Below are 23727 nucleotides of genomic sequence, written 5' to 3'. Positions count from 1 at the left end.
GATGTTGCAGGCTGCGAATCTCAATCTCTATTACGGTGCCAGCCATGCGCTCCGCGATGTCGCCGTTTCGGCCGAGATCGGCAAGATCACCTGTATCCTGGGCCGCAACGGCGTGGGCAAGACCTCGCTGATGCGCGCGCTGGTCGGCCTGCAGACGGTGCGGTCCGGTTCGATCATGTGGGAAGGCCAGGACATCACGGCGCTGAAGCCGCATGAGCGGGCGAAGCGCGGCATCGCCATGGTGCCGCAGGGCCGCGAGATTTTCCCGCGCCTGACCGTCTATGAAAACCTCGAAACCGGCCTGGCGCCGCTCCCCAGGGGCGAGCGCAAGATCGAGGACGAAATTTTTGCCCTGTTCCCGGTGCTGCACGAAATGCGCAACCGGCGCGGCGGCGACCTCTCGGGGGGACAGCAGCAGCAGCTGGCGATTGCGCGGGCCCTGGTCACGCGGCCCCGGCTGCTGCTGCTGGACGAGCCGACCGAGGGCATCCAGCCCTCCATCATCAAGGATATCGGCCGGGTGATCCGCGACCTGGCCAACCGCGGCACCATGGCCATCGTGCTGGTCGAGCAGTATTTCGACTTCGCCCGGGCGCTCGCCGACCAGTTCATCCTGCTGCAGCGCGGCGAGGTGGTGGTCGAAGGTGATGCCTCCCGACTGGATGCCGACGACGTCCGCCGCTATCTTACCGTCTGATATCATCGACGCTTAACCGGGGGAGGGGAGCGGCATGAATCTGACGCCCCGAGAAAAAGACAAGCTTCTGGTCGCCATGGCGGCCACCGTGGCGCGCCGCCGGCTGGAACGCGGCGTCAAGCTGAACCACCCGGAAGCCATCGCGCTGATCACCGATTTCGTCGTCGAGGGCGCGCGCGACGGGCGCTCTGTGGCCGACCTGATGCAGGCCGGCGCGACCGTGATCACCCGGGCGCAGGTGATGGACGGCATCGCCGAGATGATCCACGAGATTCAGGTCGAGGCCACCTTCCCGGACGGCACCAAGCTGGTGACCGTACATAATCCGATCCGCTAGAGGGAGCCGCGCATATGATCCCCGGTGAAATCATTACCCCCGATGGCGAGGTCGAACTGAATGCCGGCCGCCCGACGGTGACGCTGGAGATCGCCAATAGCGGCGACCGGCCGATCCAGGTCGGCAGCCACTATCATTTCTTCGAAACCAATCCGGCGCTGAAATTCGACAGGGACAAAGCCCGAGGCATGCGGCTGGATATTCCGGCCGGCACCGCCGTGCGCTTCGAGCCGGGCCAGACGCGCAGCGTCAATCTGGTGTCGTTTGCCGGCAAGCGTGAAGTCTACGGCTTCCGCGCCGACATCATGGGCAAGCTCTGAAGGGGATGTAGACGATGGCGAACCGCATTCCCCGCAAAGCCTATGCCGGCATGTACGGCCCCACCGTGGGCGACAAGGTGCGGCTGGCCGATACCGACATCATCATCGAGGTCGAGAAGGATTTCACCTCGATGCCGCCCACAGCAAAAGCCGGCGAAGGCGGGTATTCCGCCAACACGCCGCTCTATGGCGAGGAAGTGAAATTCGGCGGCGGCAAGGTGATCCGCGACGGCATGGGCCAGAGCCAGGTGACCAATGCCGCCGGCGCGGTCGACACCGTGATCACCAATGCGCTGATCCTCGATCACTGGGGTATCGTGAAGGCCGATATCGGCCTGAAGAACGGCCGCATCCACGCCATCGGCAAGGCCGGCAACCCCGACATCCAGTCCGGCATCGACATCATTATCGGCCCCGGCACCGAGGCGATTGCGGGCGAAGGCAAGATCATCACCGCCGGCGGCTTCGACGCGCATATCCATTTCATCTGCCCGCAGCAGATCGAGGAAGCGCTGTGTTCCGGCGTCACCACCATGATGGGTGGCGGCACCGGTCCGGCGGCCGGCACGTCTGCGACCACCTGTACGCCCGGCCCGTTCCACATCATGCGCATGATGCAGGCAGCCGAAGCCTTCCCGATGAACATCGGCTTCCTCGGCAAGGGCAATGCCGCCAGGCCTGAGGGCCTGGTCGAGCAGGTTGCCGCCGGCGTCTGCGGCCTCAAGCTGCACGAGGACTGGGGCACCACGCCGGCCGCGATCGACAACTGCCTGAATGTGGCCGATGCGCATGACATCCAGGTCGCAATCCACACCGACACGCTGAACGAAAGCGGCTTCGTCGAAGACACGATTGCGGCGTTCAAGCACCGCACCATCCATGCCTTCCACACCGAAGGCGCCGGCGGCGGCCATGCGCCGGACATCATCAAGGTGGCGGGGCTGGCCAATGTGTTGCCCAGTTCCACCAATCCCACGATGCCCTACACGGTGAACACCGTGGACGAGCATCTCGACATGCTGATGGTCTGCCACCATCTCGATGCGCGCATCCCGGAAGATGTGGCGTTTGCCGACAGCCGCATCCGCCGCGAGACGATTGCGGCCGAAGATATCCTGCACGATCTCGGCGCGTTTTCGATGATGTCATCCGACAGCCAGGCGATGGGCCGCGTCGGCGAGGTGATCATCCGCACCTGGCAGACCGCCGACAAGATGAAGAAGCAGCGCGGCCGCCTGCCCGAGGAAAAGGGCGACAACGACAATGTCCGCGCCAGGCGCTACATCGCCAAATACACCATCAATCCGGCGCTCAGCCATGGCGTGGCGCATGAGATCGGTTCGGTCGAGGTCGGCAAATTCGCCGATCTGGTGATCTGGTCGCCGGCCTTTTTCGGCGTGAAGCCGGATATGATCCTCAAGGGCGGCAGCATCGCGGCGGCGCCGATGGGCGATCCCAATGCCTCGATCCCGACGCCGCAGCCGGTGCATTACCGCCCGATGTTCGCCGCCTTCGGCCGCAACGGGCTGCAATCGAGCCTGCTGTTCGCCAGCCAGGCCGGCATCGACAGCGGCATCGCGCAGAAATATGGCTTGCAGCGGCCGCTGGTCGCGGTGAAGGGCTGCCGCACCGTGACCAAGCGCGACATGGTGCATAACGCCTACATGCCGAAGATCGAGGTCGATCCGGAAACCTATGTTGTGCGCGCCGATGGCCAGCTGCTGACCTGTGAACCGGCCAAGGTGCTGCCGATGGCGCAGCGGTATTTCCTGTTCTAGCCGAAAAACAAACGTGTCATGGCCGGGCTTGACCCGGCCATCCACGCGATGGGACTCTGAATGATGCTTACAGTTACGCATGGAAAGAAAGTCGTGGATGGCCGGGTCAAGCCCGGCCATGACAATTGGAGTTGGAGATGTTGAAGGCAATCTCCGTTACGCCCGCCGGCCACTGGCCCGCGCCTGAACGCCGCGCCACCGTCACGCTGGCGCATCACGACCGGCATCGCCGCCGCATCCGGCTCACCGCCGATGACGGCAGCACTTTCCTGCTCGATCTTTCCGAGGCGACTGTGCTGCGACACGGCGACGGGCTGAAGCTCGAGAGCGGCGGCTATATCGAGGTGCAGGCCGCGCCCGAGCCATTGATCGAAGTGCGCGCCGCCTCGGCCCAGCTGCTGGCGCGGCTGGCCTGGCATCTCGGCAACCGGCACCTTCCCGCTGAAATTCACGCGGATTGCATTCTCATCCGCGACGATCATGTGATCGTCGACATGCTGAAGGGTCTCGGCGCCGAGGTGAAGGCGGTGGACGCGCCCTTCGATCCCGAAGGCGGCGCCTACGGCCAGCACAACCACGATCCCTCGCATCCCTATGGTCTCGGCTCGCGCTACGGCAAGCAGGAACATAGTCATGGCGGCCATAGCCATGTGTATCCTCATGCCGATGACCCCGGCCATGAGCACGATCACTACCACGACCATGACCACAAGCACTGAGCTGTATCGCCTGCTGGCCTGGTTCTCGCCGAGCTATCCGATCGGCGCTTTTTCCTACAGCCACGGCGTCGAATATGCGGTCGAGACCGGCCGGGTTACCAATGTCACCACGCTCACCCAATGGATTGCGCATATCCTGCGCCATGGCGCAGGCTGGGTCGATGCAGTGCTGCTGAAGGAAGCCTATGCCGCCGGCGACGATATGGCGCGGCTCGATGAACTGGCCGATCTGGCAGCGGCCTGGCGCGGCACCACCGAAATGGCGCTGGAAAGCACGCAGCAGGGCGGCTCGTATCTCTCCGTCACCCGCGCCGCCTGGGGCCAGTCTTCCACACTCGATGCCTTCGCCGCTTTACGCGACGACAAACCCGTGCCGCTCTGCGTCGCCGTCGGCGTCGCGGCCGGCGCGCATAAACTCGGCGTCGAAACCGTGCTGGCGGCCTATCTGCATGCCTTTGCCGCCAACCTCGTCTCGGCCGCCGTGCGCCTGATCCCGCTCGGACAGACCGATGGCCAGCGCACGCTCAGCAATCTGATGCCGGTGGTCGGGAGCATCGTGCCCTGCGCGCTGGCCTGTGCGCTGGAAGACTGCGGCACGGCCTCGCCGATGGTCGATCTCACCTCTATGATGCACGAAACCCAGTATACGAGGCTGTTCCGCTCATGAGTTCTTCCAATCCCCTTCGCGTTGGCATCGGTGGCCCGGTCGGCTCCGGCAAGACCGCGCTGGTCGAACGGCTCTGCCGTCATCTGCGCGACGACTGGAACATCGCTGTCGTCACCAACGACATCTACACCAAGGAAGACGCCGAATTCCTCACCCGCGCCAATGCGCTGGCGCCGGAACGCATCGCCGGCGTCGAGACCGGCGGCTGCCCGCATACGGCGATCCGCGAAGACGCCTCGATCAATCTCGCCGCCGTGGCGGATATGCAGAAGAAATTCCCCGGCCTTGACGTGATCTTCGTCGAAAGTGGCGGCGACAATCTGGCCGCCACCTTCTCGCCCGAACTGGCCGACATCACCATCTATGTGATCGACGTCTCGGCCGGCGACAAGATTCCGCGCAAGGGCGGCCCCGGCATCACGCGCTCGGACCTGCTGGTGATCAACAAGATCGATCTCGCGCCGCTGGTCGGCGCCTCGCTCGAAGTGATGGACCGCGATTCAAAGAAAATGCGCGGGGTTCGCCCCTTCATCTTCGCCAATCTGAAGGCGGAAAAAGGCGTCGCCGAGATCGCCGACTTCATCCTGAAAAGCGGCGGTCTGCAGGAATAGGACGATGTCGACGGCATGGGATGATCTGAAGGGGTGGTTATCGCAACGGCGCTCCCGAATATCGTTTTTACGATTCTATGTCGGCGTACTGTTAGTTCTCATCCCAATAGGGATCGTGGCGGCGCTTTTAAAACATAATTGGCTATTCGGTCCCGTTGTCTGGCTGTTCAATATCGTCGCGTTTATTGCTTTTCTGCTGTCTATCGGGGCGATGGTGCAGCGCTGCCACGACTTCAGTTATCCGGGCTGGGTTGTACTCGGATGGCTGGCGCTTGATGGCGCGATCTCGATAGCGGCGGAGACGAGCTGGGGCATTACCGGCAATTGGTTGGTATTGTGGGTCATCCTGGGGTGGCTGTTTACCTTTGCTCTGCTTTTTATACCGGGTACACGCGGGCCAAACCGGTATGGCCCTGATTCCCGAGATCAATCAGTGATAGTCGAGCCGACGGTCTGGAAGCCGTAAGTCTCCGGTCGATTGACCTCAAAGGTAATTGTCGGCTTTACCTGCCGGGTCTAGGCTGCCCGGCATGAACGAGATGCTGGTGGTTTCCCCGGCGCGCACCGACCGTGCCGCCTTCCCTGATCTGTTGCGACAGTGGCGCGGCGAACGCCGCATGAGCCAGCTTGGTCTGGCCACCGAGGCCGGCATTTCCACGCGGCATCTGTGCTTCCTCGAAAAAGGCCGCTCGCAGCCGAGCCGCGAGATGGTCGTGCTGCTCGCGCAGGTGCTGGATATCCCGCTGGCGGCGCAGAATGCGCTTCTCATGGCCGCGGGTTTCGCGCCACTGTTCACCGAAGCGCGGCTCGATGCGCCGGAGCTTTCCTCGGTGCAGCAGGCGCTGGACTTCATGCTGGCGCAGCAGGAACCGTTCCCGGCTCTGGTGGTCGACGAGGCCTGGAACCTGCGCCACCGCAACACGGCTGCCACCCGCATCCTCGGCGCGCTGCGGCCGTTCTACACCGTGCCGGAGGAGCTGTCGCAGAATGTGATGCATGTGATGTGTCATCCCGGCGGCATGCGGCGCTTCATGCCGAACTGGCAGGATTTCACCGCTGCCTATCTGCAGGTGCTGCATCGCGAGGCGACGCAGGGGCTGAGCCATGCCGCTGCACATCTGCGCGAGGACCTGCTGCGCTATCCCGATATGCCGGAGGCTTTCAGCAGTTCCGGCATGGACAGCCCGGTGGTGCCGATGCAACTGCGCATCGGCAAACACGATCTCAGTTTCTTCGTCACCCTGACGACCTTCGCGATGCCGCGCGATGTCACGCTGCAGCAGATCAAGATCGAGGGCTTCTTTCCGGCCGACGCGGCGACGGCGCAGCTGGCGCGCAAGCTGGCCGCCGAGCCGGAATTTTCCCTGCTGGATTGACGCCGCATGTAATTGCGCCGCTTCCCTCCTATCGCCGATACAGGGATATCGGCACCGGAGAAGGGGAGATGTCTCATGCTGCAGGATACCAAACTGGTCGCACTGCGCCGGCTGAATGCCACGTTCATCCATAATTTCGTCACCAACGACGTGGTGTCGCATTCGGCCATCATCCATCCGCGCTTTCTCTGCATCATGCCCGATGGCAGTCGCATGTATCGCGCCGACTATCTTGCCTACTGGGCGACCGGGTTCGATCCCGAGGTGATCACCTACTGGGACTATCGCGACGAGCGGATCGAGATTTTCGACAGCGTCGCCCTGGTCAGCGCCGCCACCTGCTACACGCGGCGCAACGGCGACATCGCCAGGTCGGGCATGACCTTCTACACCGATACCTACATTCTTGAAGACGACAAGTGGCTGTGCATCCAGGCGCAGCTGACCGCGCTGCAGCCCGAGCAGTTTCCGCCGGACGACACGGTCGTACGGCGCTATCACCGCGGCAAGCTGAAGGAGCAGGTCTGACAGCCGGGCGGCTTGAAGCCGGCCTCCTCCCGCGCGTATCCTTCCCTCAAACACGGGAGGAATCATGCCGGACAAGGCCATCGACAAGCTGACCGAGCGGACTGCAACGCTGGACGCCATCCTGACCCGCAGCCCGGTCATTCCGGTGCTGGTGGTGGAAGACGCCGCCCAGGCGGTGCCGCTGGCCAGGGCGCTGGTCGCCGGCGGTATTCCGGTACTGGAAATCACCCTGCGCTCCGCCGCAGCGCTCGACGCTATCCGGCGCATCGCCGCCGAAGTACCCGAGGCCATCGTCGGCGCCGGCACGGTGCTCAATCCGGCGCAGTTCGCCGCCGCCCAGATGGCCGGCGCCAAATTCGTCATCTCGCCCGGTGCGACCGAAGCACTCTATTTCACCGCGAAAGACACCGGCCTGCCGTATCTGCCGGCGATCGCCACCGCCTCTGAAATCATGCGCGCCATGGAGCAGGGCTTCCTGCGCGCCAAGTTCTTCCCGGCGGAATCCTCGGGTGGCATTGCCGCGCTGAAAGGTTTCGGCGGCCCGTTCCCCGAAATGAAATTCTGCCCCACCGGCGGCGTCACCGAAGCCAACCTCCGCAGCTACACATCTTTGCCCAATGTGTTTGCCGCCGGCGGCTCCTGGCTCGCGCCGAAGCAGATGGTGCAGACGGGCGACTGGGCAGGCATCACCGCGATCGCGAAAAAAGCCGTGCAGATAGCGAAAGGCCAATAACCATGCTGGACCTGCGTCCTAACTGTGAATGCTGCAACCGCGACCTGCCGCCCGAGTCAGAGCTGGCGCGCATCTGCACCTTTGAATGCACCTTCTGCGCCGACTGCGCCGGCACTGTGCTGAAGGGCATCTGCCCGAACTGCACCGGCAATCTGGTGGCGCGTCCGATCCGCCCGGCGTCGAAGCTGGTGAAATTCCCGGCCAGCACCAAGCGCGTGTTCAAGGCCGAAGGCTGCGCTTCTGCGGCGGAATAAGTCACACGCCATGCCGAAATACATCCTCGCCATCGACCAGGGCACCACGTCGAGCCGCGCCATCGTCTTCGATGCCGCGGGCCTGCCGGTCGCCACCGCGCAGAAGGAACTGACCCAGCATTATCCGGCCGATGGCTGGGTGGAGCATGATGCCGAGGAAATCTGGCGCGATGTGCAGAGCCTGATGCGCGAGGCGGTCGCCAAGGCCTCTTTGCGCGGCAGCGACATCGCCGGCATCGGCATTACCAACCAGCGCGAAACCACCGTGGTCTGGGAACGCGATACCGGCCGCCCGATCCATCGCGCCATCGTCTGGCAGGATCGCCGCACGGCCGCACTCTGCCGGCAGAAAGTCGCCGATGGCCTCAGTCATATCGTGCAGCAGAAAACCGGCCTGCTGATCGACAGCTATTTCTCCGCCACCAAGATTGCCTGGCTGCTCGACAACGTGCCGGGTGCACGCGCCCGGGCCGAGAAGGGCGACCTCTGCTTCGGCACCATCGACTCTTATCTGCTGTTCCGCCTCACCGGCGGTAAGGTGCATGCCACCGATGCCACCAATGCCTCGCGCACCATGCTGTTCGATATCGGCGCGCAAAGCTGGGACGAGGTGCTGCTGAAAATCTTCAACGTCCCGGCGGCCATGCTGCCGCGTGTGCTGGATTGCAGCGGCGAATTCGGCGTGGCCTCTGCTGACATCCTCGGCCATGCCGTACCGGTCACTGGCATCGCCGGCGACCAGCAGGCCGCTACCTTCGGACAAGCCTGTTTCCAGCCCGGCATGGTGAAATCCACCTATGGCACCGGCTGTTTCGCGCTGGTCAATATCGGCGACAAGCCGGTGCTGTCGAACAACCGCCTGCTCACGACTGTTGCCTACAGGCTCAATGGCAAGACCACCTACGCGCTGGAAGGCTCGATCTTCGTCGCGGGCGCGGCTGTCAAATGGCTGCGCGACGGATTGAAGATCGTCGAGGGCGCGGCCGAAACCGCCACGCTGGCGGCGCAAGTGCCGGAAAACCATGGCGTCTATATGGTGCCGGCCTTCGTCGGCCTGGGGGCGCCCTACTGGGATTCCGATGCGCGCGCCGCCATCCTCGGCCTCACGCTCGATGCGGGTCGCGCTCACATTGCCCGCGCCACGCTGGAATCGGTCGGCTACCAGACGCGCGATCTCACCGCGGCGATGAAGGCCGATGGCGCGCCGGCGCCGGCGGCGATCCGCGTCGATGGCGGCATGGTGGCGAATGACTGGCTCTGCCAGTTCCTGGCCGACATGCTGGATGTCGCGGTCGAACGTCCGCGCGTGATCGAAACCACGGCGCTCGGCGCCGCCTATCTCGCCGGGCTTGCCACCGGCGTCTATGCCGGCCTGGACGCCGTGGCCTATGGCTGGCATTGCGAGCGCCGCTTCGAGCCGCGCATGAATGCGGCCGCGCGCGCCCAGCTTTATGCCGGCTGGCAGAAGGCCGTGCAGCGCGTGCTGACGCGCTGAGCCACGTCATGCCGCCTTGAGCGGCATCCCATTTTTTCACCGCCAGGAAAATGCGACCCCGGGTCAAGCCCGGGGTGACGATGACAGCTGCGGGGACATTTGTGAGTATAGGTTTTAAATCACATTATACTATAATTGTTCTAATTTTTCTGCTAAACTGGACCAGCAAATCCACGTCGCCACAGAGGCAGGATCATGGAAAACCGCCATAAACCATTGCTCGATGAGAATAATCCCGCCGATGCCGAACTGATTGCGGCTCGGGATGCTTTCAACAAGGCCATCGGCTGGCAGCCGCCGGCCCAGCCCGTGCCTCAACAAGCCGCGACGGGAAACCGCCGGCACTGGAAGAAAGTGAACTGGGGCCGGGCGGCGCAGCTGATCGCCGGTGGCGCCACGGTTGAAGCGACCGCGACCACACTCGGCTGCGAGCCGGAGCGTATCCTGCGCAATCTGCGTCGTTCGGCCAAATTCCGGCACCGGATCGACCGCGAGGTCGAGCGGATGAAACTGTCGGCCCGGCTGCGGTTCGCGGCGCTGGGCGAGGACACCACGCGCCAGCTGCAGCGCCAGGCCCACACCCTCGATCCGCGCCTGCTGCAGTGGCTGGGCGAAAAACTCAATCTGAACCGCGAATTCCGCGCCACGCTGGGCGAACAATGGGCCGAGGCCGTTCGCACCCCGGCACGTCCCAAGCCGCGGCAGAGGCTGGCTCAAACGGGACAAAACGGGACGGAACAGGCTTAAACAGGACGAAACAGGCCGCAACGGGATCGAACGGGACGGAACTGGCCGTCAAACGGGATGAAACCGGACACATCAGGTTGCACAACGCGGCGGAAAAGCGCGCCGGAGCACCCTGCGGCGCCGTCTGGATGCACTGCGACAAAAGGGCTGGTCCGCAGTGCGGCGCTGCCCGTTGCGCCGCTAATACCCGTATGCTAACTAAACGCGGCTTTCGCGCCGGGGGGGCCGTTAAAAAGCTATAGCTTCCCCGAAAATTCCTTAAGTCTGCCAACGTCTTAAGTGGAGCGTCGGGAGGCTGGCCGCAAACAGATGCGGCGAGTCCCGTCCCGATGTTCCGGTCCATGAAGAAGAAGGGGCTTTCGTGGCTCAGGAAACCTCGCTCGTTACCGGCATTGCCGGCCGTTATGCGACCGCGCTGTTCGATCTGGCGCGTGACGCCGGTCAGCTCGATGCCGTCGCAAAGGATCTCGATCAGCTTTCGGCCATGCTGGCCGGATCGGCCGATCTTGTCCGTCTGGTCCGCTCGCCGGTGTTCAGCCGCGAAGACCAGGCCAAGGCGATCGCCGCCGTCGCCGACAAGGCCGGCATGAGCGATCTGGTCCGCCGTTTCCTCGGTGTGGCCGCCGCCAACCGCCGCCTCTTCGTGCTGGCTGAAGTGATTGCCGGCTTCAGGAAGCTGCTCAGCCATCATCGCGGCGAAGCCATCGCGGACGTCGTCTCGGCCGTGGCGCTGAACGACGCGCAGCTCGCCCAGATCAAGTCTTCGTTGTCGTCGGCTTCCGCCGGCAATGTCGTGATCAACGCCAAGGTCGATCCCTCGCTGATCGGCGGCCTGATCGTCAAATTCGGATCGCGCATGATCGATGCGTCGGTCCTCACCAAGCTCAATAATCTGAAGACCGCCATGAAAGGTGTTGCGTGATGGATATCCGCGCCGCAGAGATTTCTGAAATCCTGAAGAGCCAGATCAAGAATTTCGGCGCCGAAGCCGAGGTTTCGGAAGTCGGTCAGGTTCTCTCCATCGGTGACGGCATCGCCCGCGTCCATGGCCTCGACAAGGTCCAGGCCGGCGAGATGGTCGAATTCCCCGGCGGCGTGAAGGGCATGGCCCTCAACCTGGAAACCGACAATGTCGGCGTCGTGATCTTCGGCGAAGATCGCGGCATCAAGGAAGGCGACACCGTCAAGCGCACCGGCGCCATCGTGGACGTTCCGGTCGGCATGGGTCTGCTGGGCCGCGTCGTCGACGCGCTGGGCAACCCGATCGACGGCAAGGGCCCGCTCAAGGACGTCAAGCGCGCCCGCGTGGAAGTGAAGGCGCCGGGCATCATCCCGCGCAAGTCGGTGCATGAGCCGATGCAGACCGGCCTGAAGGCGCTCGACGCCCTCGTGCCCGTCGGCCGTGGCCAGCGCGAACTGATCATCGGCGATCGCCAGACCGGCAAGACCGCTGTCGCGATCGACGCCATCCTGAACCAGAAGGCCACCAACACCGGCGACGACAAGAAGAAGCTCTTCTGCATCTATGTCGCTATCGGCCAGAAGCGTTCGACGGTTGCCCAGGTCGTGAAGACCCTGGAAGAAGCCGGCGCCATGGAATACTCGATCGTGGTGGCCGCCACCGCGTCCGAGCCGGCCCCGCTGCAGTTCCTGGCGCCCTACACCGGCTGCGCCATGGGCGAGTTCTTCCGCGACAACGGCATGCATGCCGTGATCGTGTATGACGATCTGTCCAAGCAGGCCGTCGCCTACCGCCAGATGTCGCTGCTGCTGCGCCGCCCGCCGGGCCGCGAAGCCTATCCGGGCGACGTGTTCTACATCCACTCGCGCCTGCTCGAGCGCGCCGCCAAGATGTCGGACAAGAATGGCGCCGGTTCGCTCACCGCGCTGCCGGTCATCGAGACCCAGGCGGGCGACGTGTCGGCCTACATTCCGACCAACGTCATCTCGATCACCGACGGCCAGATCTTCCTGGAAACCGAACTGTTCTATAAGGGCATCCGTCCGGCCATCAACGTCGGCCTCTCGGTGTCCCGCGTCGGTTCGGCCGCGCAGATCAAGGCGATGAAGCAGGTTGCCGGCTCGATCAAGCTGGAACTCGCGCAGTATCGCGAAATGGCCGCCTTCGCCCAGTTCGGTTCGGATCTCGATCCGGCGACCCAGCGCCTGCTGAATCGCGGCGCGCGCCTGACCGAGCTGCTGAAGCAGCCGCAGTACCAGCCGCTGCCGGTCGAAGAGCAGGTCGTCTCGATCTATGCGGGTGTGAAGGGCTATCTCGACAAGCTGCCGGTCAGCAATGTCGGCCGTTTCGAGCAGGCCCTGCTGAGCGCTATCAAGTCCAAGCATGCGGATATCCTGTCGGGCATCCGCGAGGCCCAGGCCCTGACGCCGGATCTGGAAGCCAAGCTGAAGGCTGTGCTCGAAGATCTCGTCAAGACTTTCGCCTGATCGCCTGAACCAAAGGGTAGAGCTTCATGCCTAGCCTCAAGTCACTGCGCGTTCGGATCAACTCGGTCAAATCGACCCAGAAGATCACGAAGGCGATGAAGATGGTGGCAGCCAGCAAGCTGCGCCGCGCCCAGGAGGCCGCCGAAGCCGCGCGTCCTTACGCTGAGCGTATGGCCAGCATCATGGCTTCGCTGTCGGCCGCCCAGACGGGTTCCGACACCGCGCCCAAGCTGATGATCGGCACCGGCAAGGATCAGGTTCATCTCCTGATCGTCGCCACTGCCGAACGCGGCCTGTGCGGTGCGTTCAACTCGTCGATCGTCAAGCTGGCGCGCCGCAAGATCGAGGAACTGACCGGTCAGGGTAAGACGGTCAAGATCCTCTGCGTCGGCAAGAAGGGCCGCGACCAGCTGCGTCGCGACCATGCGTCGAAGATCGCCGATACGGTTGATCTGGCGAAGTCGAAGAGAATCGGTTTCACGGACGCGCAGGACATCGCCGACCGCGTGCTGGCGATGTTCGAGGCCGGCGAATTCGATGTCGCGCACATCTTCTACAACGACTTCAAGTCGGTGATCAGCCAGATTCCGACCGCGCAGCAGCTCATCCCGGCCATGATTGCCGGCGATGCCGCCAATGCCGGCCCGGACCTGAAAGGCGCGATCTACGAATTCGAGCCCGACGAAGAGACCATTCTCGACCAGCTGCTGCCGCGGAACCTGTCGATGCAGGTCTATCGCGCGCTGCTGGAGAATGCGGCTTCCGAACAGGGCGCCCGCATGTCCGCGATGGACAATGCGACGCGCAATGCCGGTGAGATGATCAAGAAACTCACGACCGTCTACAACCGGTCGCGTCAGGCCCAGATCACCAAAGAACTTATCGAAATCATCTCTGGCGCCGAGGCGGTCTAAGACCGCGCGCTGGACGATACAGGACAAAGAGAGCGGAGCAGCATCATGGCTACGAACAAGACGGGTCGCATTACCCAGGTCATCGGCGCGGTCGTCGACGTGCAGTTCACCGAACACCTGCCGGCGATCCTGAACGCCCTGCATTGCACCAACCAGGGCAACCATCTGGTGCTCGAAGTGGCGCAGCATCTGGGTGAAAACACCGTCCGCACCATCGCGATGGACTCGACCGACGGTCTGGTTCGCGGCATGGAAGTCACTGACACCGGCAGCCCGATCTCGGTTCCGGTCGGCCAGGAGACGCTCGGCCGCATCATCAACGTGATCGGCCAGCCGATCGACGAGCGCGGCCCGATCAACGCCAAGAGCGCTGCCCCGATCCATGCGCCGGCTCCGGAATACGTTGACCAGTCGACCGAACAGAAGGTGCTGGTCACCGGCATCAAGGTCGTCGACCTGCTCGCGCCCTACTCGAAGGGCGGCAAGATCGGCCTGTTCGGCGGCGCCGGCGTGGGCAAGACCGTGCTCATCATGGAGCTGATCAACAACATCGCGAAGACCCACGGCGGCTACTCGGTGTTCGCCGGCGTCGGCGAGCGTACCCGCGAAGGCAACGATCTCTATCACGAAATGATGGAGTCGGGCGTTATCAAGACCGACGGCCCGGGCTCGAAGGTCGCCTTGGTGTACGGCCAGATGAACGAGCCGCCGGGCGCCCGCGCCCGCGTCGCGTTGACCGGCCTGACGCTGGCGGAATACTTCCGCGACCAGGAAGGCCAGGACGTGCTGTTCTTCGTCGACAACATCTTCCGCTTCACCCAGGCGGGTTCGGAAATGTCGGCGCTGCTCGGCCGTATCCCTTCGGCGGTGGGTTATCAGCCGACGCTGGCCACTGACATGGGCATGCTGCAGGAGCGCATCACCTCGACCCATAAGGGCTCGATCACCTCGGTGCAGGCGATTTACGTGCCTGCCGACGATTTGACCGATCCGGCGCCGGCCACCTCGTTCGCCCACTTGGACGCCACCACCGTGCTGTCGCGTCAGATCGCCGAGCTGGGCATCTACCCGGCCGTGGATCCGCTCGACTCGACCTCGCGCATTCTCGATCCGCGCATCGTCGGCGACGAGCATTACGAGATCGCCCGCCGCGTGCAGTCGATCCTGCAGAGCTACAAGTCGCTGCAGGACATCATCGCGATCCTGGGCATGGACGAGCTGTCGGAAGAAGACAAGCTGACCGTGGCCCGCGCCCGCAAGATCCAGCGCTTCCTGTCGCAGCCCTTCGACGTGGCCCAGGTCTTCACCGGTTCGCCGGGCGTGCAGGTTCCGCTGGCCGAGACCATCCGCGGCTTCAGGGAAATCGTGGACGGCAAGCACGACCATCTGCCGGAGTCGGCCTTCTACATGGTCGGCACCATCGACGAGGCGATTGCCAAGGCGAAGAAGCTGGCCGCCGAAGCGGCCTGAGCCCTTCGCGCAAAGGAGTAGACCATGGCGGAGAGCGTCAGGTTCGAACTGGTATCGCCCGAGAAGCTGCTTCTCGCGGTCGATGCCGAAATGGTGGTGGTGCCCGGTGAGGCCGGTGACTTCGGCGTGCTGCCGGGTCACAGCCCACTGATCTCCACCATCCGTAACGGCGTGATCGAAGTGACCGTCAACGGCGTCGTCACCGAGCGGATTTTCGTGGCCGGCGGCTTCGCCGAAGTGGCGAACGACAAGCTGACCGTGCTGGCCGAAGAGGCCACGCCGGTGTCGAAGCTGGATCGTGCGAAGGTCGAGGCGGCGCTGAAGGATGCCCGCGAAGACTTCGAAGACGCCAAGGACGACCACGCCAAGGCCAAGGCCAATGCGCAGGTCGAAAAGTACACCGCCATGCTCGAGGCGGCGGCGTAAGGGCGGCGTCACAGAGTTTCGATCAAGGCCCGCCTCAAAACCGGGCCTTGATTTTTGGTTTTAATGTACCATTTATGTTCTCGTTCTGCTGTTGGTCATCGTGAATATGTCCGCGTGAGAAATGGGACCCCGGGTCAAGCCCGGGGTGACGGCTCTGGAATGGGCGCTTTCGCAGAAACATCTCGTCATCCCGTCCGAGCCCACGGGTCTGCGCCATGCGCAGCCCGAGGACAGGCTCCGCGAGAGTCGGGATCCCATTTGGATTGAGTGCGTGAGGCTGCTTCACCGCTTGATGATCTGCTGGTCCACGCTGCGGCGGTGTTCCCAGCCGGCGCGTTCGAGCTCAGGCGTCGCCTGTTCCTCTTCGGGCCAGCCGACACAGAGATAGGCCACCAGCTTCCAGTCTTCGGGAACTTCAAGGTCGCGGGTCAGTGTTTCCGGCTCGAAGATCGAGACCCAGCCCGCGCCCAGGCCCACGGCGCGCGCGGCCAGCCAGAAACCGTAGACCGCCATGACAGCCGAATAATCCAGCATCTCGGGCATGGTGCGGCGGCCGAGGCCGTGGCCCTGGCCGGTGCCTTCGTCGGCGAAGACGGCGAGATGCACCGGCGCCTCTTTCAGGCCGGCGAGTTTCAGCCCGGCATAAAGCCTGGCCTTTTCGCCACTGTAGTCGGAGAGCGCATCTTTGTTGGCGCGCTCGAAATTGGCGATGACTTTTGCGCGACGATCCGCGTCTTCCACCAGCACGAAGCGCCAGGGCTGGCTGTTGCCGACACTGGGCGCCAGGGCTGCGGTTTCCAGCAGTCCGGCGACCAGGTCGGGCGATACAGGTTTATGGGGGATGAAGCGGCGCACGTCGCGCCGCCACACCATCAGCTCGGTCAGCCTGGCGCGAAACGCCTCATCGAAGACCGGCGGCGTCAACTTAGACTTGCTGGATGGCGCTCAGGATCCAGCGGCCATTGTTGGCACGCAGGAAGGTCCAGGTCTCCACGCTTTCGCTACGCTCGGTCTTGCTGCCGTCCACGACCTTGCCGCTGGCATCGGTGGTGTAATCCAGCGCGCTCCAGCGCATCGCGACGGTCGCATAATCAATACCGTCCTCGGACCAGGACTCGGCCAGGTCGCCCTGTTCGAGATTGACCTCGGCCACGCGGTTGGTCAGGCCCTGACTGGCCAGCAGCGACAGTTCGCGGCCGAAATAGCCCAGCATCTCGGGCGTGACATGGCTGCGCAGCGCTTCAAGGTCGCCGTTCGACCAGGCGGTCTGGATGTCAGTCAGCGACTGCTGGAAGGCTTCGAAATCCATGTCGCTGATCTGCAGGGCCGCAACGGCGGCACCACCACCGAGCATCGCGCCAGTACGGGCCTGGGTCTGCGACGGGATATCAGTCACCGGCGTGCGATCATACGACTGCGGGCCGCCGGCCATGGCCGGCTGCTGCTGACGGTTGCGGAAGAAGTTCATGGCGAGACGGACGATGAAGAAGACCAGCGCCAGCTGCAGCAGCAGGCCGACGATGCCGCCGAAGCCCATGGCGCCGAGGCCGCCTTCGCCGAACAGGCCGCCGCCAAACAGCAGGCCGCCGATGCCCATGCCGATCAGGCCGCCCATCAGGGCCGGCATGAAGGGGCGGTTGAAGAAGCCGGGCTGGGCCGCAGCGGCAGGTGCGCCAGCCGTGGCCGGGCGTGGCGCCGTGCTGGGCGCAGCCTGCGGCTGGGTGGTCGCCGGCGGCGTCACGCTGCGCTGAACGGGCGCAGCAGACGGCGCGGTCGGCGTGGCGGGTGCGGCGTCATAGGTGCGAGTGCCGCGGCTGCCGATGCTGCCGCCGCGACCGGCCTTGGCCTCGACCAGAGCGGGCAGCAGGACAAGGCCGGCGGCCAGAATGGCGACAAGGATGGAGGTCGGTTTGCGGATCATGGTTTGCCTGCCCCTTTAGCTATCCGGCGCGTGCACGGATTTTTATACGAAGTTTATATGATGTAAGCAGTGGCAGCCGGATTCACAAGCACCGGCTGCCACTTTTGCAGTGCAGTATTTTGGGCAGTATTACCGATAGATTTCACCACCCTGCTGCCGGAACCGCTCCGCCATCTCGGTCATGCCCTGGCTGGCGACATCATTCTGCATCCGGGCGGCGTCGCGCACCTCCTGGCTGATTTTCATCGAGCAGAATTTGGGTCCGCACATCGAGCAGAAATGCGCGGTCTTGTGCGCTTCCTTCGGCAGGGTCTGGTCGTGGAACTGTGCCGCCGTCTCCGGATCGAGGCCGAGATTGAACTGGTCCTCCCAGCGGAATTCGAAGCGCGCCCGGCTCAAGGCATCGTCGCGCCGCGCCGCGCCGGGATGGCCCTTGGCCAGATCGGCGGCATGGGCGGCGATGCGGTAGGTGATCACGCCGGTCTTCACATCATTGCGATCCGGCAGGCCAAGATGCTCCTTCGGCGTGACGTAGCAGAGCATGGCGCAGCCATACCAGCCGATCATCGCAGCGCCGATGCCGCTGGTGATGTGGTCGTAGCCCGGCGCGATATCGGTGGTGAGTGGGCCTAAGGTATAGAACGGCGCCTCGCCACAGGTGCGCAGCTGCTTGAGCATGTTGGCCTTGATCTTGTGCATGGCGACATGGCCCGGTCCCTCGATCATCACCTGCACGCCCTTGGCCCAGGCGATTTTGGTCAGCTCGCCCAGCGTTTCCAGTTCGGCGAACTGCGCGGCGTCGTTGGCATCCGCTGTCGAGCCCGGTCGCAGCCCGTCGCCCAGCGAGAAGCTGATGTCATAGGTGCGCATGATGTCGCAGATGTCCTCGAAATGCGTGTAGAGGAAATTCTCACGATGATGCGCCAGGCACCATTTCGCCAGGATCGAACCGCCGCGCGAGACAATGCCGGTGACGCGATTGGCGGTAAGCGGAATATAGGCCAGCCGCACGCCGGCGTGGATGGTGAAGTAATCCACGCCCTGTTCGGCCTGCTCGATCAGCGTGTCGCGATAAACCTCCCAGGTCAGGTCCTCGGCTTTGCCGTTCACCTTCTCCAGCGCCTGGTAGATCGGCACCGTGCCGATGGGCACGGGGGAATTGCGGATGATCCAGTCGCGGATGTTGTGGATGTTGCGGCCGGTGGAAAGATCCATCACCGTATCGGCGCCCCAGCGGATCGCCCAGACCATCTTGTCGACTTCCTCGGCCACGGAAGATGTGACGGCTGAGTTGCCGATATTGGCATTCACCTTCACCAGGAAGTTGCGGCCGATGATCATCGGCTCCAGTTCCGGATGGTTGATGTTGCAGGGGATGATGGCGCGGCCGCGCGCGATCTCGTCGCGCACGAATTCCGGCGTCACGAAATCGGGAATCTCGGCGCCAAAATCCTCGCCGTCGCGTTTGGCGAGTTCCTTGCGCGCTTCGTTCTCGCGGATCGCCACATATTCCATTTCCGGCGTGATCAACCCGCGCCGGGCATATTCGTATTGCGTGACGGCGACACCGCCTTTGGCGCGCAGCGGACGTGGATGCTGCGGGAAGGCCGGAACAGTGTTGGCACCGCCATTGTCCTCCGGCTTCACCAGCCGTCCGTCATAGGCCTCGACATCGCCGCGCGTCTCGATCAGAGGCGTGCGCCAGCGCGGCAGGCCGCGGTTGATATCGATCTCGGACTCCGGATCGGTGTAGGGCCCGGAGGTATCGTAGACCGGCAGCGGCGGCTCGTTGGCGGATGCGTGCGTGGCGATCTCGCGATGCGGCACGCGAATGTCAGGGTGCAATCGGCCGGGCTGATAGACCTTGCGCGAGGCAGGCAGGGGGCCCGTTGTGATCTTGAAGTTTGGGGCGTCGGTAATTTTGTCCATGGGATTTCCTTTTCGTGCAACGACAGGAAATCCGGGATGTGGTGGATGTTCGCGGAATACAGGCGCAGCGAGTCCTGAGACTCTGGGCGACTGAACGACCGTTCCCTCCGCCGGCATGACCCGGATCAGGTTCTTAGGGTCACGGCGTTGCAGAAATGAAACTCTGCCGGCCGAATCTCAGCGCCCTGACGGCGCCCCCCTCGGTAACGCCGATGGTGGCGCAGGCAGAGGGCAGGGTCAACTGCTGCCGCTGGCTGTCATCGCCGCAGGTTACGTTTTCACAAGACGCATCTCGCCAAAGATAAGAAAGTCTCCCCATGTCGACGCTTGAACAAACGATGGATTCGCCTGCCGTAAAGGCTGGCCGGCGCGAATGGGTCGGCCTGGCTGTGCTGGCCTTGCCCTGCCTGCTGTATTCGATGGACCTGACGGTGCTGAACCTGGCTGTGCCGCAGCTCAGCGCCGATCTGCAGCCGAGCAGCATCCAGCTGCTCTGGATCGTCGATATCTATGGCTTCATGGTTGCCGGCTCGCTGATCACCATGGGCACGCTGGGCGACCGTATCGGTCGCCGTCGCGTGCTGCTGATCGGCGCCGTGGCTTTCGGCATCACATCGGTCTTCGCGGCCTTCGTCACCACGGCGGACATGCTGATCCTGGCGCGTGCGCTGCTCGGGATTGCTGCGGCCACGCTGGCGCCGTCGACGCTGTCGCTGATCCGCAACATGTTCCATAATCCACAGCAGCGCACGGTCGCCATCGGTATCTGGGTTGCCAGCTTCTCGGCCGGCGGTGCCATCGGGCCCGTCATCGGCGGTGCGCTGCTCGAATATTTCTGGTGGGGCTCCGTCTTCCTCGTCGCCCTGCCGGTGATGGCGCTGCTGCTGGTGCTGGGCCCGATCCTGCTGCCCGAATACAAGGATCCGAAAGCCGGCCGGCTCGATATCCTCAGCGCGGTGCTGTCGCTGGTTGCCGTGCTGCCGGTGATCTACGGCATCAAGCGGCTGGCCGAATACGGCCTGAACTGGCCGTCGGGCTCGCTGATCCTGTTCGGTGTCGTGATGGGCGCGATTTTCGTGCGGCGGCAACTGCGGCTGGCTGATCCCATGATCGACATGACGCTGTTCCGCTCGGCCTCGTTCAGCACGGCGCTCGCGATCAACATCATCGGCGTGTTCATCGCCTTTGGCATGTTCCTGTTCCTGGCGCAGTATTTCCAGCTCGTGCTGGGCATGGGCGCGCTGGAGGCCGGCCTGTGGATGGCGCCAATGGGTGTCACCTTCATCATCGGCTCGATGCTGGCGCCGATGGTGATCCGCCGCCTGCGTCCGGGCACCGTTCTGGCGCTCGGCCTGGCGCTGGCGGCTGTGGGCTATGTGATGATCGCACGCGCCGGCGGGCCGCAGGGTTTCATCTTCCTGATGGCCGGCTCGATCGTCTTCTGCCTCGGGCTTTCGCCGGTCTTCACGCTGACGACCGATCTGGTGGTCAGCACCGCGCCGCCGGAACGTGCGGGTGCCGCAGCGGCGATGTCGGAAACCAGTGCCGAATTCGGCGGCGCGCTCGGCATCGCCGTGCTCGGCAGCCTGGCTGCGGCCGCCTATCGCAGCACGATCGGCCAGGTTCTGCCGCCCGGGCTTTCACCCGCTGCGGAACACGCCGCCCGCAGCACGCTGGGTGGTGCAGTGACGGTGGCAGCCGATCTCCCGGCCGCATCAGGTGCCGCGTTGCTGGAGGCTGCGCGGCTGGCGTTTTCGCAAGGCTTTTTCCTGAGCGTGCTGGCCTGTGCGGTGATCGCGGCCCTGGGCGCGGTGATGGCGGCCGTGATGCTGCGCCGTGTGCCGACCGGCGGTGCGTCGCATTAAAGGCGGAATTAGATTGTATGTTTATATATTAAAAGCACATGCATTGGAACTGCGTAATATTATAGGTAGAAAGTTACTAGACTCAAGCAATACATTGGCGAGGTTAGGCATCCAAACGGCTTGGGGGATAGATGAAAAAGAAGATTGCGAAATCTCGTGAACTAGCGGCTTTCGACGACGCAGTTCTTGTTTTCCATGTTCCTGATGAACCAGTTCAAACTAACCATCGCCAAGTAGGCATTCGCAACCTGAATACATCGAGAGCTATTGTTGCGAATTTGATTGTAAAATGCTCGGACCCATATCCCGTAACGAACCTGCGGTTCAATCGCTCCAATTTATTTCCGCATTCATTTGAAGTGCGAGTCCCACCTGGCGGGACGTACTATATCGGGGACAATGTTATTGCCCGTATTCACTCAATGAAGGGTTTCCCAAAGCCGAAATCATATTATCCGGTTCAATATGAAATACTGGGGGCGCGATATGTAGCGGAGGAACCGACGCCTTTACCTGCGCCATCTGAAGCAGAAAATTGCCTCTTCATGTACCAACTCCCCCACACTAGCGGGCCGCACTACTACTTTATCAATCGGGATCATGTTTTCGGTGTGAGCATAGATTTTCACCAAGAGCCTAAGAGTCCCAGCGGTATTTATGCCAGCATCAGTTTGGAAAACTTCCGGCATCGACTCTGCGCATATTCAATTGGAACCATTACCAGCTTCAAAATTACATCGGCCAAATTTCACGACCCTCGCCCTATGCCTATGCTTCCAGGAGATACTAAGGCTGTAATCGCTAAGACGGCTCATCGTGGAGTACGAAGGAAAAAAACACGGACTAAACTGCGATCAAAATCAAATCTAACTTGAAGCGATGAGGTGTCATTTGCGTTTATGCGCGATTGACCAATAGTTGCCTGAATGCCGCGCAAGTTCATCCGATCAGCCCCTTCTCGCGGAAGCTGGTATGGCCGTTGCGGCCGATGATCAGGTGGTCATGCACGGCAATGCCCATGGTGGCCGCGGCTTTTGCCACCTCGCGCGTCATCTCGATATCGCCGCGTGACGGCGTCGGATCGCCTGAGGGATGGTTGTGCACCAGGATCAGCGCTGCGGCATTCAGCTCCAGCGCGCGTTTCACCACTTCGCGCGGATAGACCGGCGTGTGGTCCACCGTCCCGCGCTGCTGCTGCTCGTCAGCGATCACCTGGTTCTTCCTGTCCAGGAAGAGAATGCGAAACTGCTCGATCTGTTCGTGCTGCAGCACGGCGCGGCAGTAATCCAGCAGGGCCTGCCAGTTCGACAGCGCCGGCCGCGCCTTCGCCTCGGCCTGCAGCATGCGCAGCCCGGCTTCGCGTGTCACTTTCAGCGCGGCGATCGCCGCGTCGCCGCAGCCGGGCACTTTGCCTAGGCGTTCGACCGGCGCCGCCAGCACGGCGGCCAGTGAGCCGAATTCGCTTACCAGCGCCTTGGCCAGCGGCTTGGTGTCGCCATTGCGGAACACGCCAAACAGGATCAGTTCGAGGATTTCATAATCCGGTATGCCGGCACCGGCGCTATCGAGGAAGCGGGCCCGCAATCTTGCGCGATGGCCGTGGAAGTGGGGTTTTTCGGTGTCGCCCGCTTCTGCCAATCAGTCCCTGTCTCTGGCGGTCTATGCGTATGGCGGCTTGTGCCAGCCCTTGGGCGACAGCGTGAAAATCTCGTAGCCGGTCTCGGTGACGCCGATCGAATGTTCGAACTGTGCCGAGAGCGAACGGTCCTTGGTCACCGCGGTCCAGCCATCCGACAGCAGCTTCACCTGCCATTTGCCGGCATTCACCATTGGCTCAATGGTGAAGAACATGCCGGTCTGCAGCGGCACGCCGGTACCCGGCTCGCCGTAATGCAGAATATTCGGCGGCTCGTGGAAAATCCGGCCCAAGCCATGGCCGCAGAAGTCACGCACCACCGAGAAGCGTTCCTTCTCGACGAAGCTCTGGATCGCATGGCCGATATCGCCCGTCGTTGCGCCGGGCTTCACCACTTCGATGCCGCGCATCATCGCTTCATAGGTGATGTCGCTGAGTCTGCGGGCTTTCACGCCGACATCGCCGACATAGAACATGCGGCTGGTATCGCCGTGCCAGCCGTCCAGGATCACGGTGACGTCGATATTGAGGGTGTCGCCGTCTTCCAGAACTTTGTCGCCCGGGATGCCATGGCAGACCACGTGGTTCACAGACGTGCAGATCGATTTCGGGAAGCCGCGGTAGCCGAGCGGCGCCGGCACGGCGCTGTGCTCGACGATGTAGGTGTGGCACAGCTCGTCCAGCTTGCCGGTGGTGACGCCGGGCTGAACGTAGGGCGTGATGAAATCCAGGGTCTCGGCCGCCAGCTTGCCGGCCGCACGCATGCTGGCGAAATCCTCTGGCCGGTGCAGGCGGACGGCGCCGGACTGGATGTCATCGTCGTCTTCGGTCTCGAGAATGCGGGCCTGAGTCTGGT

At 63.2% G+C, this 23727-nt stretch carries 26 protein-coding genes and 1 riboswitch; of the genes, 21 read left to right on the top strand and 5 right to left on the bottom strand.

The genetic code is table 11. The features are described 5' to 3' along the window. Position 1 precedes the first annotated feature (1 nt). The 19 genes from urtE (at position 2) to FNB15_RS02580 (ending at position 15520) form a co-directional block, all read left to right on the top strand. Positions 2-697, top strand: a complete 696-nt coding sequence (urtE, locus tag FNB15_RS02670) for an urea ABC transporter ATP-binding subunit UrtE (RefSeq protein ID WP_144067229.1) — start codon at positions 2-4, stop codon at positions 695-697. A 34-nt stretch (positions 698-731) separates the two neighbouring features. Further along, complete coding sequence (locus tag FNB15_RS02665) at positions 732-1034, top strand: urease subunit gamma (protein WP_144067228.1); 303 nt, start codon at positions 732-734, stop codon at positions 1032-1034. Positions 1035-1048: 14 nt separating this feature from the next. Then, positions 1049-1354 (top strand): urease subunit beta, encoded by a 306-nt coding sequence (locus tag FNB15_RS02660; protein WP_144067227.1) that lies wholly within the window; start codon positions 1049-1051, stop codon positions 1352-1354. A 14-nt stretch (positions 1355-1368) separates the two neighbouring features. After that, on the top strand, positions 1369-3132 hold the full coding sequence (ureC, locus tag FNB15_RS02655; RefSeq protein WP_144067226.1) for an urease subunit alpha: 1764 nt from the start codon (positions 1369-1371) through the stop codon (positions 3130-3132). Between the two features lie 137 nt (positions 3133-3269). Further along, positions 3270-3851 (top strand): urease accessory protein UreE, encoded by a 582-nt coding sequence (locus FNB15_RS02650; protein ID WP_144067225.1) that lies wholly within the window; start codon positions 3270-3272, stop codon positions 3849-3851. After that, a complete protein-coding gene (locus FNB15_RS02645; RefSeq protein WP_246068770.1) occupies positions 3811-4518 on the top strand; it encodes an urease accessory protein UreF in 708 nt (235 codons plus the stop codon). The genes FNB15_RS02650 and FNB15_RS02645 overlap by 41 nt, the downstream gene beginning before the upstream one ends. After that, complete coding sequence (gene ureG, locus FNB15_RS02640) at positions 4515-5129, top strand: urease accessory protein UreG (RefSeq protein WP_144067224.1); 615 nt, start codon at positions 4515-4517, stop codon at positions 5127-5129. Before FNB15_RS02645 ends, ureG begins: the two co-directional genes overlap by 4 nt. Positions 5130-5133: 4 nt before the next feature. Beyond that, positions 5134-5595, top strand: coding sequence for a DUF805 domain-containing protein (locus tag FNB15_RS02635; protein WP_144067223.1), 462 nt, complete (start codon positions 5134-5136; stop codon positions 5593-5595). Between the two features lie 64 nt (positions 5596-5659). Beyond that, positions 5660-6505: a helix-turn-helix domain-containing protein gene (locus FNB15_RS02630; protein ID WP_144067222.1), complete on the top strand. Its 846-nt coding sequence runs from the start codon at positions 5660-5662 to the stop codon at positions 6503-6505. A 75-nt stretch (positions 6506-6580) separates the two neighbouring features. Continuing rightward, complete coding sequence (locus FNB15_RS02625) at positions 6581-7033, top strand: nuclear transport factor 2 family protein (RefSeq protein WP_144067221.1); 453 nt, start codon at positions 6581-6583, stop codon at positions 7031-7033. Positions 7034-7097: 64 nt separating this feature from the next. Further along, a complete protein-coding gene (locus tag FNB15_RS02620) occupies positions 7098-7766 on the top strand; it encodes a bifunctional 4-hydroxy-2-oxoglutarate aldolase/2-dehydro-3-deoxy-phosphogluconate aldolase (protein ID WP_144067220.1) in 669 nt (222 codons plus the stop codon). A gap of 2 nt (positions 7767-7768) precedes the next feature. Continuing rightward, a complete protein-coding gene (locus FNB15_RS02615; RefSeq protein ID WP_144067219.1) occupies positions 7769-8020 on the top strand; it encodes a DUF1272 domain-containing protein in 252 nt (83 codons plus the stop codon). A gap of 10 nt (positions 8021-8030) precedes the next feature. After that, positions 8031-9515, top strand: a complete 1485-nt coding sequence (gene glpK / locus FNB15_RS02610) for a glycerol kinase GlpK (RefSeq protein WP_144067218.1) — start codon at positions 8031-8033, stop codon at positions 9513-9515. Positions 9516-9710: 195 nt separating this feature from the next. Next, a complete protein-coding gene (locus tag FNB15_RS02605) occupies positions 9711-10262 on the top strand; it encodes a hypothetical protein (RefSeq protein ID WP_144067217.1) in 552 nt (183 codons plus the stop codon). A gap of 361 nt (positions 10263-10623) precedes the next feature. Beyond that, positions 10624-11184 carry a F0F1 ATP synthase subunit delta gene (locus FNB15_RS02600; RefSeq protein ID WP_144067216.1) on the top strand — a complete coding sequence of 187 codons (561 nt, stop codon included), beginning with the start codon at positions 10624-10626 and terminating at the stop codon, positions 11182-11184. Then, positions 11184-12710 (top strand): F0F1 ATP synthase subunit alpha, encoded by a 1527-nt coding sequence (gene atpA / locus FNB15_RS02595; protein WP_144067215.1) that lies wholly within the window; start codon positions 11184-11186, stop codon positions 12708-12710. Before FNB15_RS02600 ends, atpA begins: the two co-directional genes overlap by 1 nt. A 26-nt stretch (positions 12711-12736) precedes the next feature. Beyond that, a complete protein-coding gene (locus FNB15_RS02590) occupies positions 12737-13624 on the top strand; it encodes a F0F1 ATP synthase subunit gamma (RefSeq protein ID WP_144067214.1) in 888 nt (295 codons plus the stop codon). Between the two features lie 45 nt (positions 13625-13669). Next, the gene (atpD, locus tag FNB15_RS02585) at positions 13670-15094 is read left to right on the top strand and encodes a F0F1 ATP synthase subunit beta (protein ID WP_144067213.1); all 1425 of its coding nucleotides are present in this window, start codon (positions 13670-13672) and stop codon (positions 15092-15094) included. Between the two features lie 24 nt (positions 15095-15118). After that, positions 15119-15520, top strand: coding sequence for a F0F1 ATP synthase subunit epsilon (locus FNB15_RS02580; protein ID WP_144067212.1), 402 nt, complete (start codon positions 15119-15121; stop codon positions 15518-15520). A 282-nt stretch (positions 15521-15802) separates the two neighbouring features. On the opposite strand, the gene bluB is transcribed toward FNB15_RS02580, so the two are convergent. From bluB to thiC, 3 genes are all read right to left on the bottom strand, one after another. Beyond that, the gene (gene bluB / locus FNB15_RS02575) at positions 15803-16444 is read right to left on the bottom strand and encodes a 5,6-dimethylbenzimidazole synthase (RefSeq protein WP_144067211.1); all 642 of its coding nucleotides are present in this window, start codon (positions 16442-16444) and stop codon (positions 15803-15805) included. Between the two features lies 1 nt (position 16445). Next, a complete protein-coding gene (locus FNB15_RS02570; protein WP_144067210.1) occupies positions 16446-17441 on the bottom strand; it encodes a TIM44-like domain-containing protein in 996 nt (331 codons plus the stop codon). A gap of 129 nt (positions 17442-17570) precedes the next feature. After that, the gene (gene thiC / locus FNB15_RS02565; RefSeq protein WP_144067209.1) at positions 17571-19370 is read right to left on the bottom strand and encodes a phosphomethylpyrimidine synthase ThiC; all 1800 of its coding nucleotides are present in this window, start codon (positions 19368-19370) and stop codon (positions 17571-17573) included. Positions 19371-19454: 84 nt separating this feature from the next. After that, positions 19455-19581, bottom strand: a riboswitch (TPP riboswitch). 106 nt (positions 19582-19687) lie between these two features. On the opposite strand from thiC, the gene FNB15_RS02560 reads away from it, so the two are divergent. Together FNB15_RS02560 and FNB15_RS02555 are read left to right on the top strand one after the other, a co-directional pair. Continuing rightward, positions 19688-21235 (top strand): MFS transporter, encoded by a 1548-nt coding sequence (locus FNB15_RS02560; protein ID WP_221932730.1) that lies wholly within the window; start codon positions 19688-19690, stop codon positions 21233-21235. 131 nt (positions 21236-21366) lie between these two features. Beyond that, positions 21367-22110: a hypothetical protein gene (locus FNB15_RS02555; protein ID WP_144067208.1), complete on the top strand. Its 744-nt coding sequence runs from the start codon at positions 21367-21369 to the stop codon at positions 22108-22110. Positions 22111-22174: 64 nt separating this feature from the next. On the opposite strand, the gene radC is transcribed toward FNB15_RS02555, so the two are convergent. After that, the gene (radC, locus tag FNB15_RS02550) at positions 22175-22873 is read right to left on the bottom strand and encodes a RadC family protein (protein WP_221932729.1); all 699 of its coding nucleotides are present in this window, start codon (positions 22871-22873) and stop codon (positions 22175-22177) included. 21 nt (positions 22874-22894) lie between these two features. Continuing rightward, entirely contained in the window at positions 22895-23635 is a 741-nt protein-coding gene (gene map / locus FNB15_RS02545; protein WP_144258599.1) for a type I methionyl aminopeptidase, read from the bottom strand. Positions 23636-23727: the final 92 nt, after the last annotated feature.

It is taken from the genome of Ferrovibrio terrae (assembly GCF_007197755.1).
Classification (GTDB): Bacteria; Pseudomonadota; Alphaproteobacteria; order Ferrovibrionales; family Ferrovibrionaceae; genus Ferrovibrio; species Ferrovibrio terrae.
The sequence above is the reverse complement of the archived record's forward strand: the minus strand, read 5'-3'. Positions and strand labels throughout refer to the sequence as shown.

Excerpts from the sequence above, each read along its gene's own strand:
- map (WP_144258599.1), bottom strand. The coding sequence starts at position 23,635 with ATGCGTGCGGCCGGCAAGCTGGCGGCCGAGACCCTGGATTTCATCACG.
- FNB15_RS02635 (WP_144067223.1), top strand. The coding sequence starts at position 5,134 with ATGTCGACGGCATGGGATGATCTGAAGGGGTGGTTATCGCAACGGCGC.
- urtE (WP_144067229.1), top strand. The coding sequence starts at position 2 with ATGTTGCAGGCTGCGAATCTCAATCTCTATTACGGTGCCAGCCATGCG.
- FNB15_RS02605 (WP_144067217.1), top strand. The coding sequence starts at position 9,711 with ATGGAAAACCGCCATAAACCATTGCTCGATGAGAATAATCCCGCCGAT.
- FNB15_RS02570 (WP_144067210.1), bottom strand. The coding sequence starts at position 17,441 with ATGATCCGCAAACCGACCTCCATCCTTGTCGCCATTCTGGCCGCCGGC.
- glpK (WP_144067218.1), top strand. The coding sequence starts at position 8,031 with ATGCCGAAATACATCCTCGCCATCGACCAGGGCACCACGTCGAGCCGC.
- FNB15_RS02580 (WP_144067212.1), top strand. The coding sequence starts at position 15,119 with ATGGCGGAGAGCGTCAGGTTCGAACTGGTATCGCCCGAGAAGCTGCTT.
- ureC (WP_144067226.1), top strand. The coding sequence starts at position 1,369 with ATGGCGAACCGCATTCCCCGCAAAGCCTATGCCGGCATGTACGGCCCC.
- FNB15_RS02650 (WP_144067225.1), top strand. The coding sequence starts at position 3,270 with ATGTTGAAGGCAATCTCCGTTACGCCCGCCGGCCACTGGCCCGCGCCT.
- atpD (WP_144067213.1), top strand. The coding sequence starts at position 13,670 with ATGGCTACGAACAAGACGGGTCGCATTACCCAGGTCATCGGCGCGGTC.
- atpA (WP_144067215.1), top strand. The coding sequence starts at position 11,184 with ATGGATATCCGCGCCGCAGAGATTTCTGAAATCCTGAAGAGCCAGATC.
- FNB15_RS02555 (WP_144067208.1), top strand. The coding sequence starts at position 21,367 with ATGAAAAAGAAGATTGCGAAATCTCGTGAACTAGCGGCTTTCGACGAC.
- FNB15_RS02645 (WP_246068770.1), top strand. The coding sequence starts at position 3,811 with ATGAGCACGATCACTACCACGACCATGACCACAAGCACTGAGCTGTAT.
- FNB15_RS02615 (WP_144067219.1), top strand. The coding sequence starts at position 7,769 with ATGCTGGACCTGCGTCCTAACTGTGAATGCTGCAACCGCGACCTGCCG.
- FNB15_RS02625 (WP_144067221.1), top strand. The coding sequence starts at position 6,581 with ATGCTGCAGGATACCAAACTGGTCGCACTGCGCCGGCTGAATGCCACG.
- ureG (WP_144067224.1), top strand. The coding sequence starts at position 4,515 with ATGAGTTCTTCCAATCCCCTTCGCGTTGGCATCGGTGGCCCGGTCGGC.
- FNB15_RS02665 (WP_144067228.1), top strand. The coding sequence starts at position 732 with ATGAATCTGACGCCCCGAGAAAAAGACAAGCTTCTGGTCGCCATGGCG.
- FNB15_RS02620 (WP_144067220.1), top strand. The coding sequence starts at position 7,098 with ATGCCGGACAAGGCCATCGACAAGCTGACCGAGCGGACTGCAACGCTG.
- FNB15_RS02560 (WP_221932730.1), top strand. The coding sequence starts at position 19,688 with ATGTCGACGCTTGAACAAACGATGGATTCGCCTGCCGTAAAGGCTGGC.
- FNB15_RS02660 (WP_144067227.1), top strand. The coding sequence starts at position 1,049 with ATGATCCCCGGTGAAATCATTACCCCCGATGGCGAGGTCGAACTGAAT.
- thiC (WP_144067209.1), bottom strand. The coding sequence starts at position 19,370 with ATGGACAAAATTACCGACGCCCCAAACTTCAAGATCACAACGGGCCCC.
- FNB15_RS02590 (WP_144067214.1), top strand. The coding sequence starts at position 12,737 with ATGCCTAGCCTCAAGTCACTGCGCGTTCGGATCAACTCGGTCAAATCG.
- FNB15_RS02630 (WP_144067222.1), top strand. The coding sequence starts at position 5,660 with ATGAACGAGATGCTGGTGGTTTCCCCGGCGCGCACCGACCGTGCCGCC.